At 59.2% G+C, this 16,600-nt stretch carries 16 protein-coding genes; 14 read left to right on the top strand and 2 right to left on the bottom strand.

The window, feature by feature from the left end; all coding sequences use genetic code 11:
* The first annotated feature begins 91 nt into the window (after positions 1 to 91).
* Both pyk and befA read left to right on the top strand, forming a co-directional pair.
* On the top strand, positions 92 to 1,531 hold the full coding sequence (pyk, locus tag ACTG20_RS07960; RefSeq protein WP_439987544.1) for a pyruvate kinase: 1,440 nt from the start codon (positions 92 to 94) through the stop codon (positions 1,529 to 1,531).
* Between the two features lie 213 nt (positions 1,532 to 1,744).
* Positions 1,745 to 2,530: a beta cell expansion factor BefA gene (gene befA, locus ACTG20_RS07965; RefSeq protein ID WP_058055727.1), complete on the top strand. Its 786-nt coding sequence runs from the start codon at positions 1,745 to 1,747 to the stop codon at positions 2,528 to 2,530.
* Positions 2,531 to 2,586: 56 nt separating this feature from the next.
* On the opposite strand, the gene ACTG20_RS07970 is transcribed toward befA, so the two are convergent.
* Both ACTG20_RS07970 and ACTG20_RS07975 read right to left on the bottom strand, forming a co-directional pair.
* Positions 2,587 to 4,338: an amidohydrolase gene (locus tag ACTG20_RS07970; protein WP_194495999.1), complete on the bottom strand. Its 1,752-nt coding sequence runs from the start codon at positions 4,336 to 4,338 to the stop codon at positions 2,587 to 2,589.
* A 66-nt stretch (positions 4,339 to 4,404) separates the two neighbouring features.
* Positions 4,405 to 5,316: an AraC family transcriptional regulator gene (locus ACTG20_RS07975; RefSeq protein WP_179085046.1), complete on the bottom strand. Its 912-nt coding sequence runs from the start codon at positions 5,314 to 5,316 to the stop codon at positions 4,405 to 4,407.
* Positions 5,317 to 5,470: 154 nt separating this feature from the next.
* On the opposite strand from ACTG20_RS07975, the gene fliE reads away from it, so the two are divergent.
* From fliE to fliP, 12 genes are all read left to right on the top strand, one after another.
* Positions 5,471 to 5,788, top strand: a complete 318-nt coding sequence (fliE, locus tag ACTG20_RS07980; RefSeq protein WP_005353687.1) for a flagellar hook-basal body complex protein FliE — start codon at positions 5,471 to 5,473, stop codon at positions 5,786 to 5,788.
* Between the two features lie 62 nt (positions 5,789 to 5,850).
* Positions 5,851 to 7,560, top strand: a complete 1,710-nt coding sequence (gene fliF, locus ACTG20_RS07985) for a flagellar basal-body MS-ring/collar protein FliF (protein ID WP_042054467.1) — start codon at positions 5,851 to 5,853, stop codon at positions 7,558 to 7,560.
* Positions 7,553 to 8,614, top strand: a complete 1,062-nt coding sequence (fliG, locus tag ACTG20_RS07990; RefSeq protein ID WP_005334749.1) for a flagellar motor switch protein FliG — start codon at positions 7,553 to 7,555, stop codon at positions 8,612 to 8,614. Before fliF ends, fliG begins: the two co-directional genes overlap by 8 nt.
* A 68-nt stretch (positions 8,615 to 8,682) precedes the next feature.
* Entirely contained in the window at positions 8,683 to 9,507 is an 825-nt protein-coding gene (gene fliH / locus ACTG20_RS07995; protein ID WP_005362059.1) for a flagellar assembly protein FliH, read from the top strand.
* A gap of 52 nt (positions 9,508 to 9,559) precedes the next feature.
* Entirely contained in the window at positions 9,560 to 10,891 is a 1,332-nt protein-coding gene (fliI, locus tag ACTG20_RS08000; protein WP_194496000.1) for a flagellar protein export ATPase FliI, read from the top strand.
* A 27-nt stretch (positions 10,892 to 10,918) separates the two neighbouring features.
* On the top strand, positions 10,919 to 11,359 hold the full coding sequence (gene fliJ, locus ACTG20_RS08005; protein ID WP_005334746.1) for a flagellar export protein FliJ: 441 nt from the start codon (positions 10,919 to 10,921) through the stop codon (positions 11,357 to 11,359).
* 67 nt (positions 11,360 to 11,426) lie between these two features.
* A complete protein-coding gene (locus ACTG20_RS08010) occupies positions 11,427 to 13,355 on the top strand; it encodes a flagellar hook-length control protein FliK (RefSeq protein ID WP_194496001.1) in 1,929 nt (642 codons plus the stop codon).
* Positions 13,356 to 13,412: 57 nt separating this feature from the next.
* Positions 13,413 to 13,928: a flagellar basal body-associated protein FliL gene (fliL, locus tag ACTG20_RS08015; RefSeq protein ID WP_040065335.1), complete on the top strand. Its 516-nt coding sequence runs from the start codon at positions 13,413 to 13,415 to the stop codon at positions 13,926 to 13,928.
* Positions 13,929 to 13,935: 7 nt separating this feature from the next.
* On the top strand, positions 13,936 to 15,006 hold the full coding sequence (fliM, locus tag ACTG20_RS08020) for a flagellar motor switch protein FliM (RefSeq protein WP_005334736.1): 1,071 nt from the start codon (positions 13,936 to 13,938) through the stop codon (positions 15,004 to 15,006).
* Positions 15,007 to 15,055: 49 nt separating this feature from the next.
* Entirely contained in the window at positions 15,056 to 15,448 is a 393-nt protein-coding gene (gene fliN, locus ACTG20_RS08025; RefSeq protein ID WP_005298791.1) for a flagellar motor switch protein FliN, read from the top strand.
* Positions 15,445 to 15,825, top strand: coding sequence for a flagellar biosynthetic protein FliO (gene fliO, locus ACTG20_RS08030; RefSeq protein ID WP_005362049.1), 381 nt, complete (start codon positions 15,445 to 15,447; stop codon positions 15,823 to 15,825). Before fliN ends, fliO begins: the two co-directional genes overlap by 4 nt.
* A complete protein-coding gene (gene fliP / locus ACTG20_RS08035) occupies positions 15,812 to 16,585 on the top strand; it encodes a flagellar type III secretion system pore protein FliP (protein WP_005334729.1) in 774 nt (257 codons plus the stop codon). The genes fliO and fliP overlap by 14 nt, the downstream gene beginning before the upstream one ends.
* Positions 16,586 to 16,600 lie beyond the last annotated feature (15 nt).

Raw genomic sequence — 16,600 nt, forward strand, 5'->3', positions numbered from 1 at the left:
ACCACCCAGATGGTTTGTAAACGGGTGCATCAAGCCATGGGCTTGATGGGGCAGAATCTCAAGTCATATCAACTTCATATTGGAGTCTTTCATGCCTAGACGTACAAAGATTGTAACCACACTCGGTCCGGCTACCGACCGCGAAGGGATCCTCGAAGGGATCATCCGCGCCGGGGCCGACATGGTGCGGATGAACTTCTCTCACGGCACTGCTGAAGACCATATCCTGCGCGCCAATCAGGTGCGTGACATTGCTGCCAAGCTCGGTCGTCACGTCGCCATCATGGGTGATCTGCAAGGCCCGAAAATCCGTGTTTCCACTTTCAAGGATGGCAAAATCTATCTGGCCATCGGTGACAAGTTCATTCTCGACGCGGCACTCGGCAAGGGTGAGGGTTGCCAGGAGCAGGTTGGCATCGATTACAAGAGCCTGCCAGACGATGTGGTTCAGGGCGACCTCCTGCTGCTGGACGATGGCCGTGTGCAGCTGAAGGTCGAGCAGGTTGAAGGCACCCGCATTCACACCACGGTGACCGTGGCCGGGCCGCTCTCCAACAACAAGGGCATCAACAAGAAAGGGGGCGGTCTCTCCGCTCCGGCCCTGACCGAGAAGGACAAAGAAGACATCAAGACCGCTGCCCGCATGAATGTGGACTATCTGGCTGTCTCCTTCCCGCGCTGTGGCGATGATCTGCGCTATGCCCGCGAGCTGGCCCGCGAAGCCGGTTCCAATGCCAAGATCGTGGCCAAGGTTGAGCGCGCCGAAACCGTCGCCACCGATGAGGCGATGGAAGACATCATCCTCGGTTCCGATGCTGTGATGGTCGCCCGTGGCGATCTGGGTGTCGAGATCGGTGACCCCGAGCTGGTTGGCGTACAGAAGAAGCTGATCCGCCACTCCCGTCGTTTGAACCGTGTGGTGATCACCGCGACCCAGATGATGGAGTCGATGATCAATGCGCCGCTGCCGACTCGTGCAGAAGTTATGGACGTGGCCAACGCCGTGCTGGATGGTACCGATGCGGTGATGCTCTCTGCCGAGACTGCTGCCGGTCAGTTCCCCATCGAGACCGTGACCTCCATGGCGAGCGTCTGTGTCGGTGCCGAGAAGCACCCGAGCCTGAACGTCTCCAACCACCGCATGAGCTACACCTTCACCTCGGTAGAAGAGGCGGTGGCCATGTCCACCATGTATGCGGCCAACCACCTGGAAGGGGTCAAGGCGATCGTGGCGTTGACCGAGTCCGGCACCACTCCGCTGCTGATGTCCCGTATCAGCTCCGGTCTGCCGATCTTCGCCATGTCTCCCCACAACAAGACCCTGGCCTGGACCAATCTCTACCGTGGCGTCACCCCAGTGATGTTTGACGGTGACGAGACCAAACCGGTCTACGAAGTGTGCCGCGATGCGCTGGCCGTGCTCAAAGAGAAGGGGCTGCTGCAAAGCGGTGACATGGTGCTGCTGACTCACGGTGACAAGATGGAAACCGTGGGTAGTACCAACACCTGCAAGGTGATGATGGTCGAATAAGCCCGTCCGGTTTTACTGTGCTTAACAAGGCTGCTCCTCTTTGATGAGCAGCCTTTTTGTTAACCGCAGTCGGGCTGTGGCGGTATAAACAGGACTCAATGATTGCTTAACCGGATTCCCCTTCCGATAATGCGGGAGTGATTTTCAGCGGGTAGCCTGTTGTAGGTGATCCCCCTAGGTAACCCAGACACTCGACAATACGGGAGTGAAAAAATGAACAAGCGTAACTGGTTGCTGGCCCTGTCACTGAGTCTGGCCTTCTCACCTTGTTATGCCGACTGGGCCAAGCTCAAGGCCGCAGCGTCCGATCTGGGAGCGGCAGTGAGCGAGACCAGCAAGGAGGTGTGGCAGGATGTCAGCGATTTTTCCAAAAAGAGCTGGGCTTCCATCTCTGCATGGGGTGAAGAGGCGTTCAATACCGCCGGGGTCTGGACCGACAAGAGCATCGCGACCGGTAAGGAGTGGCTTAAGGCGGCCGACAAGGAGCTCAACGAGATGCTCAACCCCAAGACGGCGAAAGAGGCTAGGGTCGCGCTCAATACCATGGCCGACACTGCGCTGATCCGGTTGTTCAACGAGCAGCCATCAGCCAAATTGTTGTTTGACAAGGCTTATGGCTATGCGGTGTTCGATTCGCGCAAGTTCTCCCTGATGCTGCATACCAATCAGGGGGCCGGGGTGGCGGTCAATCGCAAAACCGGCAAGCACACCTATATGAAGATGTTTGGTGCGGGTCTGGCGGCCGGGATTGGTGGCAAGTTCTATCAGCAGGTGATCCTGTTTGAAGACAAGGCCAGATTCGATGCCTTCGTGACCCAGGGTTGGGAGGCCACTTCCGAAGTGGGCGTGGTGGCCGGCAAGGAGAGCGCTGAGTTGACCGCCAAATATAATGGCGGCATGGCCATCTACCAGATTGGCGAGAAGGGTTTGCTGCTCGATGCCAATATCTCCGGCTCTAAATACTGGATTGACAAGGACTTGACTGAAACGAGCCGCTAATCCTGTCGTGATCTCGCCAACAGGCCCGCAGTGCGGGCCTGTTTGTTCTCTCGGTGTCAGTGGGCTGAATAGACCTGCTTGCCCTTGAACATGGTCCAGAGCACCTTGGTCTCCTTGATCTCTTCGCTTGCTACTTGCTCCAGATTGCGATCCAGCAAGATCAGGTCAGCACTCTTGCCCGCGCTGATGGAGCCAATCTCTTTCTCCCGTCCAATTACCTTGGCGGCGTTGAGGGTATAGGCCTGCAAGATGGCCTGACGGCTGATCTGCTCGCTGGCGGGGGGCAGCAAGCCAAGCTCCCCTTGACGAGTGATCGCGGTATACATGGCGAGGAAAGGGTTGGGGTTGGAGACCGGCCAGTCACTGGCACCGGCGATAATGGCGCCGCTTTGCAGCAAGCTGCCTGCCGGATAGAGGCGGGCTAGCAGTGCCGAGGGCACTTTTCCTTCAAGCAGCAGGGTGGTCGCCACGTTTTTACCGGCCCACAAGAGTTGCATCGATGCGGCCACATTGAGCGGTTTGAAACGGGCAATGCTGGCCGGGCTCACCACCTCCAGATGGGTGATGCTGTGCAGCAAGCGGTGATCCTGATTGTGGGCCCGGGCATAGGCGATGGCATCGAGGGATTCTCGGACGGCCCGATCGCCGATGGCATGAAAGTGAGCGATCAGTTGATGGGCATCCGCGGTGCGGATCAGCTCGTTGAAACGCTGCTTGTCCAAATCGTCCTTGCCGCTGTAACCGGGACGGTTGAGGTAGGGCTCGCTCAACTTGGCGGTCTGGGATGGATACTCGATGACACCATCTTGCAGGATCTTGATCCCCACCAGTTTCACGTCCGGGGCATCTTGAAACTGCTGTCGCAGCGCCAATACGTCATCAATGATGGCGGGTGATGCATGTATCCCCACCAGTGCCAGTGCGGATACATGTCCGGTCAGCTTGCCTTCCCGGGAGAGCATGCTGTACGCCGGCAGCAGGCCGGTATCGCGGCGATCCGGCTCGGCGTTGAAGATGGGGGCGAGGGGGCGAATGTTGCTGATAGGGTCCATCCAGGCGGTAATGCCCACCTGATTGAGTTGTTTGGCGGCAGTCATGATGGCACTGGCAATCGTCTCGTCGCTGACAGGTGGCAGCGCCTTGAGGATGGCATCCCAGCCGCCTTCCGAGGCAAAGCCATTGAGCTTGCCGGATGGGGTGAGGCCAAAATTGCCTTTCAGCGGAGCATAACGACCGTCAAGGGTGTCGGCATCAATGCCAGCCTTGCGCAGCATGGCCTGATTTGCCCAACCGGTGTGGGCATCCGAACCGGCCAGTACTACGGGTATTTGCTGGTATTGCGGACCATTGAACACCTGATCGAGCAGGGGAAGCTGATGCCAGTAGTCGAGGGAGACATTGCTGTATAGCTCTACATCGCCCAGTGTCAGGCGGGGGTCATCCTTGCTGCGGGTCAGAAATTGCTGCACCTGCTCAACCTCACTCATGGCATCGGGAAAGTTAACCGTCATCCCCTGAAAACCGGCAAATGCCGCATGAACATGGCTGTCGATGAGCCCTGGCATCAGGTACTTTCCTTTCAGATCAAGACGCTTGGCATGGTTGCCGAGGCGGGCGCTGACCTCCTGATAGCTGCCGACTGCCACTATCTTTTTACCTTCAATGCCGACCGCTTCCGGGTGAGGGTTCGCCGGATCACCACTGTAGATGGTGCCGCCAAAGATCAGCGTCTGGCTCTGTGACTGGGCATTGGCGGCAGCGGGAAGCGTTACCAGCAGGCTGGCTAGAAACAGCGTTTTGATATTCATGGGCATGACTCCGTCGCTTCGGTGCCCGAAGGCACCGAAGTGGGTAAATGGAAATGAGGTATCGGCTTATCGGTTGATCAGCGGGATACAGATATCAAACACGTAATGATCCCGGTCGGAGTCCGTGCCTGCGTGGTATTGCTCGTAACACGGGCGATCGTCGCAGTTCAGCCCTTGACCCACTACCCAGCGAAACGCCGTCTCCCAGCAGGCAACCAGTTGATCGCCGCGAGCGATAAACTGACAAACCGCATAGGGGCCCGCGGCGATGGTCTGGGTGGTTAACTGGCGCCCTGCAGGGATCTCTGGCCCCAGCTCGATGCAGACGTCAGTACGGCAACGGGTCTCATCGGTGATATCGGGGATATCCCAATAGAGACTCAGGGTACCCGCCGGTGTCATCGCCTCGTCTGAGGCGAACAGCGCGAGCAAATCCCGATGAGCTTGCTCACAGGTCTCTTTGCCATAGGGGCCCAGGCGGCGCATGTACGCCACGCGCCGGGCGGGCATCAGCCTGACGCTTGCCCCCTGCAACAGACCCGGGTGTTCGGTGACCGGGTGCATGACCAGGCCATCATAGGTGTCAAAGGGAAGGGGATCGTTTCCAATCTTGCTTTTCCAGTTTCCCCCCTGCTGCTGGCGGTATTCCGAGGGGCTCATGGCGAAGTGCAGGCGAAAGGCTTTGGCGAAATTCTGCGAGCTGGAGAACCCGGCGGCCAGTGCGAGGGTGGTGATGTCGCTCTGGGGGGAGGCGAGCAAGCGACGGGCAGCGCGCTCCATACGCAGGCGCCGGGTAAATCCGGCAATGGTCTCGCCGACCATCGTCTTGAAAATACGGTGGAAGTGGAAGGTGGAGATGGCTGCCGCTGCTGCGACCTCATCCAGGCCCGGATTGTCATCCAGATGGTGGCTGATGTAGTCCATCGCCTTGAACACGGGTTTGCGATAATCCAGAGCGGACTCCTTGCCAGCCAGCAAAAGTGGGCGTCAGAGTCGGATTTAATCAGAGCCACCTGCCGTTGTCGAACCCGTCCGGCCTGGTCTGGCCACTCATCCGCATCGCGCTTTTAACGCATTGGCACTCTAATTGCTTGTTGCATGCAAGCGTCAATGATTTGTCTGGGGATGGAAAATGGAAATTAGTGCAAGCAGCCTGATGCAAGAGATGCAGGCGCTCAAGATCGAAGCAGGCGCAACGCCGCTGGCACAACCCGGTCGTCAGGTAACCTCCGACTTTGGTCTGCTGCTGCAACAGGCGCTTGGCAACGTCAACGAGCTGCAAGGGGCCGCCAATGACCTGCGTACCCGTTTCGATATGGGTGACAAGTCGGTGGATCTGGCCGAGGTGATGATCGCGGGCCAAAAATCCTCCATCGCCTTTGAAGCCACGGTACAGGTACGCAACAAGATGGTCGATGCCTACAAGACCATCATGAACATGCCGGTATAAGCGACGCCAATAAACCATGACGACTGAACATCATGAACATGTCAGCAATAAGGACATAAATCGTGGCTACTGACCAAAACGGCGATCTGCTGATAAACGATGAGGGCACCGCCGCCCTCGATGAAAATGAGCAGAAGAGTTCGGCGCTGGGCTTCCTGTCCAACACCGATGTGCTGCGGCAAATCACCCTGATCCTGGGGCTTGCCATCTGTCTGGCCATTGCGGTGTTTATCCTGCTGTGGGGCAAGGAGCCGGATATGCGTCCCCTCGGCACCTACACCACCCAGGAGCTGGTGAAGACTCTCGATTTCCTCGATCAGCAGAAGATCCCCTATGAGGTGGATGGCAAGAGCGTGCTGGTCAACGCCGAAAGTTACCCCACTATCCAGCTGGCCCTGACCCGTGCCGGTCTTGCCAATGCCACCGATAGCAGCATCGGTGGTGAAGATATCCTGCTCAAAGATTCCAGTTTCGGCGTCAGCCAGCGGATGGAGAGCGAACGTCTGAAGCTGAGCCGCGAGCGCCAGCTGGCGAGCGCCATCGAACAGTTCCAGAATGTGGCCAAGGCCCAGGTGCTGCTGGCTATCCCGAAAGACAACGTGTTTGCCCGCAACGAACGCAAACCCAGTGCCACCGTGGTGCTCAACCTGAAAGGGGCGGCGCTGGGGCAGGGGGAGGTGGACTCCATCGTCGATATGGTTGCCTCCGCCGTACATGGCCTTGAGCCGACCCGCGTCACCGTCACCGACCAGAATGGCCGCCTGCTCAACTCCGGCTCGCAAGACCCGATCTCGGCCCAGACTCGCAAAGAGTTTGCCATGCAGCAGAAGCAGGAGCTGGAGTACAAACAAAAAATTGACGCCATCCTGATCCCGGTGCTGGGGGCCGACAACTATACGGCGGAAGTGGATCTCTCCCTCGACTTCTCCCAGCAGGAGCAGACCCGCAAGACTTACAACCCTGACCTGCCTGCAGTGCGCTCCGAAATGACCATGGAAGAGAACAGCGCCAGCGGCAGCAACGGTGGTGTGCCTGGCGCCCTCTCCAACCAGCCCCCTGCCGCCTCCAATATTCCCGAGGAGGCGACCGGTGGTGATGGTGCCAGCGCTGCCGCTTCGGGCCGTTCCCGCAAAGAGGCGACTCGCAACTTCGAACTGGATACTACCGTCAGCCATACCCGTCGCCAGATGGGTGGCATTCGCCGTATGACCGTCTCGGTTGCGGTGGATTACAAAGCGGTGCCAGGTGCCGACGGGGCCGTGACCCGTGAGGCGCGCACCCAGGCGGAACTCGATACATTGCGCCGTTTGCTGAGCGGTGGCCTTGGCTTTGATGTGACCCGTGGTGATACCCTTGAGGTGGTCGCGATTCCGTTCAATCGCCCAGAGCTGGATACCGTGGCCGAGGTGCCGCTCTACGATCAGCCCTGGTTCTGGCGTGCGGTGCGGATTGCCGCCTCGGTATTGGTGATCATCGTCTTGATCGTCACCGTGGTTCGCCCCATGCTCAAGCGACTGCTCTATCCGGATGCCAAACCGGAAGGGGAAGTGGATTTCGACAACCACACCGTACTGGGTGGCGACGACGAGTTGAGTCTGCTGTCAGCACAAGTCGAGAACGATCAGGTATTTGGTGTCCGCGATGGCCAGCTGAAACTGCCGGATCTGCACCGTGACGAAGACTTGCTCAAGGCGGTACGTGCGCTGGTGGCGAACGAGCCGGATCTGGCCGCTCAGGTCATTAAAGAATGGGTAACGAACAAAGATGCCTGAAGAAAAGAAGAGTCAAGTCACCGGCAATGACATCACCGACAGTCAGCGCCAGATCCTCGACCAGATGTCGGGGATGGAGATGGCTGCGGTGCTGATGCTGAGCCTCAATGAAGAGGATGCCGCCCAGATCTTCCGTCATCTCGAGCCCAAGCAGGTGCAGCGGCTCGGTATGTCGATGGCCTCCATGTCTGACTTCAGTCACGATCGGGTGGCTGCGGTGCACCGTCAATTCATCGACGATATCCAGAAGTACACCAACATCGGTATCGGCAGCGAAGACTTCGTGCGCAAGGCGTTGGTGGCGGCCCTTGGCGAGGACAAGGCGAGCAATCTGGTGGACCAGATCATTCTCGGTTCCGGCGCCCGTGGCCTCGATTCGCTCAAGTGGATGGATGCACGTCAGGTGGCCAGCATCATCCAGAACGAACACCCGCAGATCCAGACTATCGTGCTCTCCTATCTGGAGCCGGAGCAATCCGCCGAGATCCTGAGCCAGTTCCCGGAGCAGGTGCGCCTCGATCTGGTGATGCGTATCGCCAACCTCGAAGAGGTACAACCGGCGGCACTGCAAGAGTTGAACGACATCATGGAGAAACAGTTTGCCGGTGCGGCCGGTGCCCAGGCAGCCAAGATGGGCGGCCTGAAGGCAGCCGCCAACATCATGAACTATCTGGATACCAATATCGAAGGCCAGCTGATGGACTCCATCCGCGAGTCGGACGAAGAGATGAGCCAGCAGATCCAGGATTTGATGTTCGTGTTCGAAAACCTCATCGATGTGGACGATCGCGGCATCCAGACCATGCTGCGGGAAGTGCCTGGGGATCTGCTGCAACGCGCCCTCAAGGGCTCCGACGATCAGATGCGCGAGAAGATCTTCAAGAACATGTCCAAACGGGCGGCCGAAATGCTGGCGGACGATCTGGAGGCCATGGGGCCGATCCGGGTCTCCGAAGTGGAAGCGGCCCAGAAAGAGATCCTCTCCATCGCCCGCCGTCTGGCGGATGCCGGCGAAATCATGCTGGGTGCCGGTGGCGGCGAGGAGTTCCTCTAAGCCATGGCCCATAAACCGAATTGCGATGCCAAACCCGCATCAGGCAGTGGTGAGGAGCCGCGCAAAGCATGAACAACAAACTGCGTGGTTATGTGCGCCCCGAGGGCGATGATGCCCGGGTTGAGACCTGGGGCTGGCCCGAGATGGAGGTCGAGGTAGAGGCGGGAGCGCCTACCAATGCTCTTGGCCTTGCCCCTGACTGGTATCAGCAGGAAGAGGAGGTGGTGGAGCCGGAGCCCGAACAGGAGCCGGCCCCCAGCATCACCGCCGAAGAGCTTGAAGCGATCCGTCAGGCCGCCTGGGAAGAGGGGATGGCCGAGGGGCGCGAGTCCGGTTATGCCAAGGGGATGGAAGAGGGCAAGCTGGAAGGATTGCAACAGGGCCACTCTGCCGGTCTCGAACAGGGGCGTGAGGAGGGGCTGGCTATGGGGCGCGAGCTGGTGGAGCAGGAGATCGCCCACTGGCAGGGGCTCGCCGCCCGCCTTGCTAATCCGCTTAACGAGCTGGATCAGGCGGTGGAGCAGCAGTTGGTCTCGCTGGTGATGCAACTGGCTCGTGCGCTCATTCGTCACGAAGCGGAGACCTCTCCTCGCATTTTGCTGGAGGCGCTTAAAGAGGGGCTGGCCTTGCTGCCCGCCGCCGAACAGGGGGTAACTCTGATGCTGCACCCCGACGATATAGCGCGAATCGAGCAGGCATTTGGCGCCGAAGAGTGCGCCAAGCGCCACTGGCGATTGCAGAGCGATCCCACCCTCTCCCCCGGCGATCTGCAATTGGCTACCGAGCTCTCCAGCATCGATCTGACCCTCTCCGGTCGCATCGATCAGTTGCTGCGCAACTTCTTGCGCGACAATGCGTCGCAGAAACCGGCTTCGCAGGACTCACGCCCATAACCGATGCCGGACGTTGCTGTCCGGCTGCACTTTTTAGCTCTCAGGAGGCCAGATGAGCGGCTCGCTACTGAACCGGTTGCAAGGGTACAAGGTACGCGACAGCGCCCCTAAACCGCCGGTCGCCGGCAAATTGACCCGGGTGGTGGGGCTGACCCTCGAAGCCATCGGCTGCCGTGCCGCCATCGGTGCCCTCTGCCGCATCGATACCCTTGATGGGACGCTGGAGGCTGAAGTGGTCGGTTTTTCTGGCGATCGCCTCTATCTGATGCCGAGCGAGCAGCTCAAGGGGGTGATCCCCGGTGCCCGGGTGGTGCCCATCACCGAAGAGCACGGCATTCCGGTCGGCATGAACCTGCTAGGTCGAGTCATCGACGGCATCGGCCAGCCACTCGATGGCCTCGGCCCCATTCTCTCTTCCCAGACCGTGCAGTTTGCCCAGCATCGCATCAACCCGCTCTCTCGCCGCCCGATCCATCAGCCGATGGACGTGGGGGTACGCGCCATCAATGCCGTGTTGACGGTGGGGCAGGGCCAGCGGATGGGGCTGTTTGCCGGTTCCGGTGTCGGTAAATCGGTGCTGCTTGGCATGATGACTCGCGGCTCGGTGGCAGATGTGGTGGTGGTCGGCCTCATCGGTGAACGGGGCCGGGAAGTGAAAGAGTTTATCGAAGACATTCTGGGAGAGGAGGGGAGAGCCCGCTCCGTGGTGGTGGCGGCTCCCGCCGACGCCTCGCCACTGATGCGGCTCAAGGGGTGTGAAACGGCGCTGGCCATCGCCGAGTATTTTCGCGCTCAGGGGCTTAATGTGCTGCTCTTGATGGATTCGCTGACCCGTTATGCCCAGGCCCAGCGTGAAATCGCGCTGGCGGTGGGCGAGCCGCCAGCGACCAAGGGTTATCCACCGTCGGTATTTGCCAAATTACCGGCGCTGGTGGAGCGGGCGGGTAACGGCAGTGACGGCCAGGGCTCCATCACCGCCTTCTTCACCGTCTTGACCGAGGGGGATGACCTGCAAGATCCCATTGCCGATGCGGCGCGGGCGATCCTCGATGGCCACATAGTGTTGTCGCGCGAGCTGGCCGATGCGGGCCACTATCCGGCTATCGATATCGAGAAGTCCATCAGCCGGGTTATGCCCATGGTGACCTCGCCGGAACATATGGATTTGGCGCGCACTCTCAAGCAGTTCTACTCCCTCTATCAGCAGAACCGGGATCTCATCACCATCGGCGCCTACAGTCAGGGTTCCGATCCGCGCATTGACCGCGCCATCATTCAAAAACCCTATCTGGATCAGTTCTTGCAGCAGGGGATGCGCGAGGTCATTCACTATGATGATGGCCTGCAAGCCTTGCAGATGGTGGCGATGCCATTGATGCGCTGATGATGGTCGGTAACAGAGAGGTCGACGATGAGTAAAGGGTTGGTATTGTTGGCCGATCGGCTGGTGGAGGCGGAGCAGCAGTGTGCGCTGGCGCTGGTGAAGGCGCAGCAGGATCTCAAGCTGTTCATGGATCAGCAAAATGCCCTCAACCAGTACCGCCAGATCTATCACCAGCAGTGGACCGATCGCGGCCTGCAGGGGATTTCGCCCCAGCAAAATACCCAGTATCACGCCTTTATCAACAAGCTCGAACAGGCAGCGACCCAGCAGTACGAAGGGGTGTTGCAGGTGCGTCAGGCGCTGGAACAGCGCCGTGAAGAGTGGCTGGCGGCCCAGCAGCGGCGCAAGGCGGTAGAGCTGTTACTGGAGAAGCAAGCGAGCCGCGAGCAGCAGAAAGCCCAGCGTCAGGAGCAGAAGATGCTGGATGAGTACGCCATGTTGCGACGTTTTCATCAATCTGGCCTGTAACTTGCTTTGATATGGACATTGTCGGCGGCCATCTCTTTGGGGGCCACCAGAATTCAGGGATCCCATCATGATGCAGACACTGTTGACACAAACGCCTTCGGCTCCGGCCAACGGGTTGGACAAAGCGCCTCTGAGCGGTTCCGTCGAGAGCAAAAGTATCGATGGGGGAACCGGTAGCGACAGCAAGGGTGATTTCGCCACCCTGATTGCCAAGGCCCGGAACAGCGAACAGGGCGCCGCCGAGGCCACTCAGGGCGGTAACCATGTCCGAGCAGCCAAATCTTTGGCGACCGAAAGTGCCTCTCCCAAAGAGGAGACCGGCAAGGAGCAGGATCCTGACGCCGACAACAAGGTGGAGGAGGTCCCTGCCACCGACTTTCTACTGCGCCTGCAAGACTCCCTCAAGCTCGATACCTCGCTAGTGACACCCCAGCTGGCGGTGGCGGCCCAACAGAGCGCCACTGCGGTAGACGGCAATCCGTTGCCGCAAGAGGGTGAGCTGGAGGGGATTGCGCTTGATGACGGCGAGCAGACCCCTGCCGCTGCCAGAATTGCCAGCCAGCTTGCCGGTCAGAACGGGGCGCAGTCGCCGCTGGCGACGACCGCCAATTCGACTCTTGATACCACCGTATCGTCTTCAGCGGCGCGAGTGGTGGCGCAGGGCGATGCCTCTGCTGCCGTTCTCTCCTCTGAAGGTGAAGATGCAGCCACTACTACGGATAGGCAGTCCGGGGAGAAAGCCTCTGCCAAGGGAGAAACCCTCGGAGCAGATGGCAAGCACACCAAGCCCCTCACGGGGGCAGAGCGAATGGCCCAGCTGGCCAAGGTGCTGCCGGTCGATGAGTCGGCAAGCACCGCCAAATCCGCTGAGTCACTCGCTGCAAAAGAGGCTGGCGACAGCAAATCCGATCTCGCCGCCAGCAATGCTTTGACTAACAAGGGGCCGGCGACGCAAGCCACAACTCAGGGGGCTGCGCTCAAGGCCTTCAGCGAGGGGCTCAAGCAGCCTGAGGCTGGCGCTGCTAACTCTTCAGCAACTGCGGATGGAAGTGGGGTAGCTGGCAAGGGGGCAGAAAAGGGTGCCGCCGAGGGTAGCCAGCAGCCAGCCACCGCCGCCAATCAAGGTTCGGCGCCCGTGACGACGGCGCAAAGTGCCGCAGAAAGTGCCGCAGCCCAGAGCAGAGTGACGGCAAATGTGACGACTCAGAGCGATAGCGCTGCCGCCCCCGTGATGGTGGCGCCGCAGCAGGTGTTGGCACAGGTCGAATCTCAGGGGCCGCAAGCATCGCTGTCGACTATTTCAGCCGGCATCAAGCAGATGGAAGTGACCGGCACCGACGAGGTGCGCAAAGCGGTGTCGCTTGAGGTAAAACCGAAGGCCGGTGAGGCGGAGAAGAGCCTGGTTGCGACGACATCTAGCAGTGAGAGCAGCCCGAGCCAGACCGTTCAGCATGGCCAGAACAGCCAGACTCAGCCACAGGTAGCCGATAGCCGGGCGCCCGCCGCTGAGACGACGCTGCGCCGTGAGCCGCAGAATTTACCCCATTTGAAACTGGCCAGTCAGGAAGCGCCTGCCGAATTGCACCAGAAGGTCAATGTGATGCTGGCCGAAAAACTGCAACAGGCGGAAATTCAGCTCGACCCCCTCGGCCTTGGCAAGATGAAGATCCAGATCCAGATGGGGATCGACAGCCAGGCCAACGTCCATTTTGTGGTACAACATGGCCAGACCCGCGAGATGCTGGAGCAGGCAATGCCCCGGCTGCGTGACATGCTGGCAGGGCAGGGGATCCAGCTTGGTCAGACGCAGGTGCAGCAGCAGTCGCAACAACAGCAGCAACAGGGCCAGCCCACCTTTAATGGGCAGGGTCAGCAGGGTCAGAGTAGTGGTCAGCCGCGGTCCGGTAACGGGCTGGTTGAAGGGGAACTCACCACTTCCAACCCCAGTTTGCTGGTGGAATCGACAAACGGTTCTGGAATTGATTTCTATGCTTGATGCAATCCCGAGTAAGTTTATGATATCGAACAAGTTTGAGACTAGGGTGGACAAGGGATGGCTGACGATAACGAGTTGACGCTAAAAGACCCGGCTGCGGGCAAGAAAAAGAAGCTGATCATTATCATTGCCCTGGCGGTTATTTTGCTGGGCGGAGGTGGTGTTGGCGCCTTCCTGATGCTCTCCGGCTCCGATAAACCGCCTGCTGAAGCGGCGGAAGGTGCCGAGGCCACACCCAAGGAGGAAGCGCCTAAACCTTCCCTCTATGTCGGTATGCCGCGCCCCTTTGTCTTCAACGTCGCAGGTGCCCAGCGAGATCGACTGGTGCAGATCAAGATCCAGCTGATGGTGCGCGGTACCGCCGACGAGACGCTGGCCAAGCAGAATATCCCCCTGATTGAAGGCACCTTGCTGCGGGTATTCAGCGCAGCCAGTGCCGAACAGCTGATGACCTTTGAAGGCAAGGAGAAGCTGCGCAAGGATTCACTGGAAGAGTGCCGTCGGGTGCTCAAGGACCTGGTCTCTTCCCCCGTTATCGAACAAGTGCTGTTTACCGGCTTTGTAATGCAATAGGTGAAGCGTGAGCGATCTGTTAAGTCAGGACGAAATTGATGCCCTCTTGCACGGTGTCGATGATGTCGAAGAGGAAGAGATAGGCGGCGCTGGAGACCCCGGCGTAGCCCAATTTGACTTCTCCTCCCAGGACCGCATCGTCCGTGGTCGCATGCCGACGCTGGAGCTGGTGAATGAGCGTTTCGCCCGCCATATGCGGATCAGTCTGTTCAACATGATGCGTCGTACAGCCGAGGTCTCGATCAACGGGGTGCAGATGCTCAAGTTTGGCGAGTATGTTCATACCCTGTTTGTGCCGACCAGTCTCAACATGGTGCGGTTCCGCCCGCTCAAGGGGACGGCGCTCATCACCATGGAGGCTCGACTGGTCTTCATTCTGGTAGAGAACTTCTTCGGTGGCGATGGCCGTTATCACGCCAAGATTGAAGGGCGCGAGTTCACGCCGACCGAACGGCGCATTATCCAGATGCTGCTCAAACTGGTGTTTGAGGATTACAAGGATGCCTGGGCGCCGGTGATGGACGTGGGGTTCGAGTATCTCGACTCCGAAGTGAACCCTGCGATGGCCAACATCGTCAGCCCGACCGAGGTGATCGTGGTCAGCTCGTTCCACATCGAGCTCGATGGTGGCGGCGGCGACTTCCACGTGGCGATGCCCTACTCCATGCTGGAGCCGATCCGCGAGCTGCTGGATGCCGGTGTGCAGAGTGACAAGGGGGATACCGACGTACGCTGGAGCAAGGCGCTGCGTGACGAGATCATGGACGTCAAGGTGGAGCTGCGGGCCAAGCTGCTGGAGACCGAACTCACTTTGCGTGAGCTGATGGAGCTGCGACCCGGCGATATCATTCCGGTCGATATGCCGGAAAATCTGCTGGTTTTTGTGGAGGACTTGCCCACTTTCCACGCCAAGATGGGCCGCACCAAGGATAATGTGGCGCTCAAGATCACCGACAAGCTCAAACGTCCGGAAGGGGTCAAGACGGAGATGCATCTGGTTACCCGGGGCGGGGTACGAATTGATGGCGAGGCCGAGCTGGAAGAGCTCGAGCGCAGTATCGAAGATCAACAGCGATAATTGACGGTTTATTACGGTAAACGGTCACGAAGTAGCATAAGGAAACAAGATGAGCGGAACTGAGGAAGAGGATCTGATGGCTGATGCCTGGGCTGCGGCTCTGGAGGAGCAGGTGACGGCGGAAGCCAAGCCAGCCCCGCTGGAAGAGTTGAAAGATGATGCCCCCATCAGTGCCGAGGAGCGTCGCAAGCTCGACACCATTCTCGATATTCCGGTCACTATCGCCATGGAGGTGGGCCGCAGCCAGATCAGTATCCGCAACCTGTTGCAGCTGAACCAGGGCTCGGTGGTGGAGCTGGATCGGGTTGCAGGCGAGCCGCTGGATGTATTGGTCAACGGTACCCTGATCGCTCATGGCGAGGTGGTGGTGGTGAACGACAAGTTCGGTATCCGCCTGACTGACGTCATCAGCCAGATTGAACGGATCAAGAAGCTCAAATGATGCGCCTCCTGTTGTTATTGCTGCCTGTTCCGGCCTTTGCCGAGACAGCGGCATCTGCCAACGTGCCTAGTCTGAGCTCCTGGTTGCTCTCCAGTCTGATGGTGATTGGTCTCATTCTGGTGCTGGGCTTTCTGCTCAAGAAGAGCAAGCTGGCGACCGCCATGGGTGGCGGCCAGATGCGGGTCATCGCCTCGTTGCCGGTGGGTTACAAAGAGAAGCTGCTGGTGGTCAAGGTGGGCGAACAGCAACTGCTGGTCGGCGTAACACCGCAGCAGGTCAACTTTCTCTACCGGCTGGAGGAGCCGCTGGACGAAAACCAGCCGCAGGCGTTTTCCCAGCAGCTTGGCAAATTGATGGGCAAGCATGAAAAAAGCTAACGGCTTATGGCTGAAAACGGGGCTGTTGGTCAGCCTGCTGATACCACTGTTTTGCTCTTGGCCAGCGCTGGCACAGGACGCCATGTCGGCGGTGACCGTCAAGACCATGGGGGATGGCTCTCAGGAGTACAGCCTGACCCTGCAAGTGCTGGCGCTGATGACCGCGCTCTCCTTCTTGCCGGCCATGGTGATCATGATGACCTCGTTTACCCGCATCATAGTGGTGCTGGGTATCTTGCGCCAGGCGATCGGTCTGCAACAGAGTCCCTCCAACCAGGTGTTGATCGGCATTGCCCTGTTCATGTCGTTTTTCATCATGTCGCCGGTGCTGGATCGCATCAATGATGAGGCGCTGCAGCCCTATCTGGCCGAAACCATTCAGGCAAAAGAGGCGCTGGAGCGGGCCGAGTTGCCCATCCACCAGTTCATGTTGGCCCAGACCCGGATCAAGGATCTCAACACCTTTATGGAGATCGCCAACGTGCAGGTGGAGAAACCGGCCGATGTGCCGCTACGGGTGCTGATCCCGGCGTTTGTCACCAGCGAGCTGAAAACCGCCTTCCAGATTGGTTTTATGCTGTTCTTGCCATTTCTGGTCATCGATCTGGTGGTCGCCAGTATTCTGATGGCGATGGGGATGATGATGCTCTCGCCGATGATTGTCTCGCTGCCTTTCAAGCTGATGCTGTTTGTGATGGTGGATGGCTGGAACCTCATTCTGGGGTCGCTGGCCAACAGTTTCGGACTGGGTGCCGGTTAGCCGGTCGAGCGCAAG

Origin of the sequence: Aeromonas sp. 84A (genome assembly GCF_051919345.1) — a bacterium.
GTDB classification, from domain to species: domain Bacteria; phylum Pseudomonadota; class Gammaproteobacteria; order Enterobacterales; family Aeromonadaceae; genus Aeromonas; species Aeromonas veronii.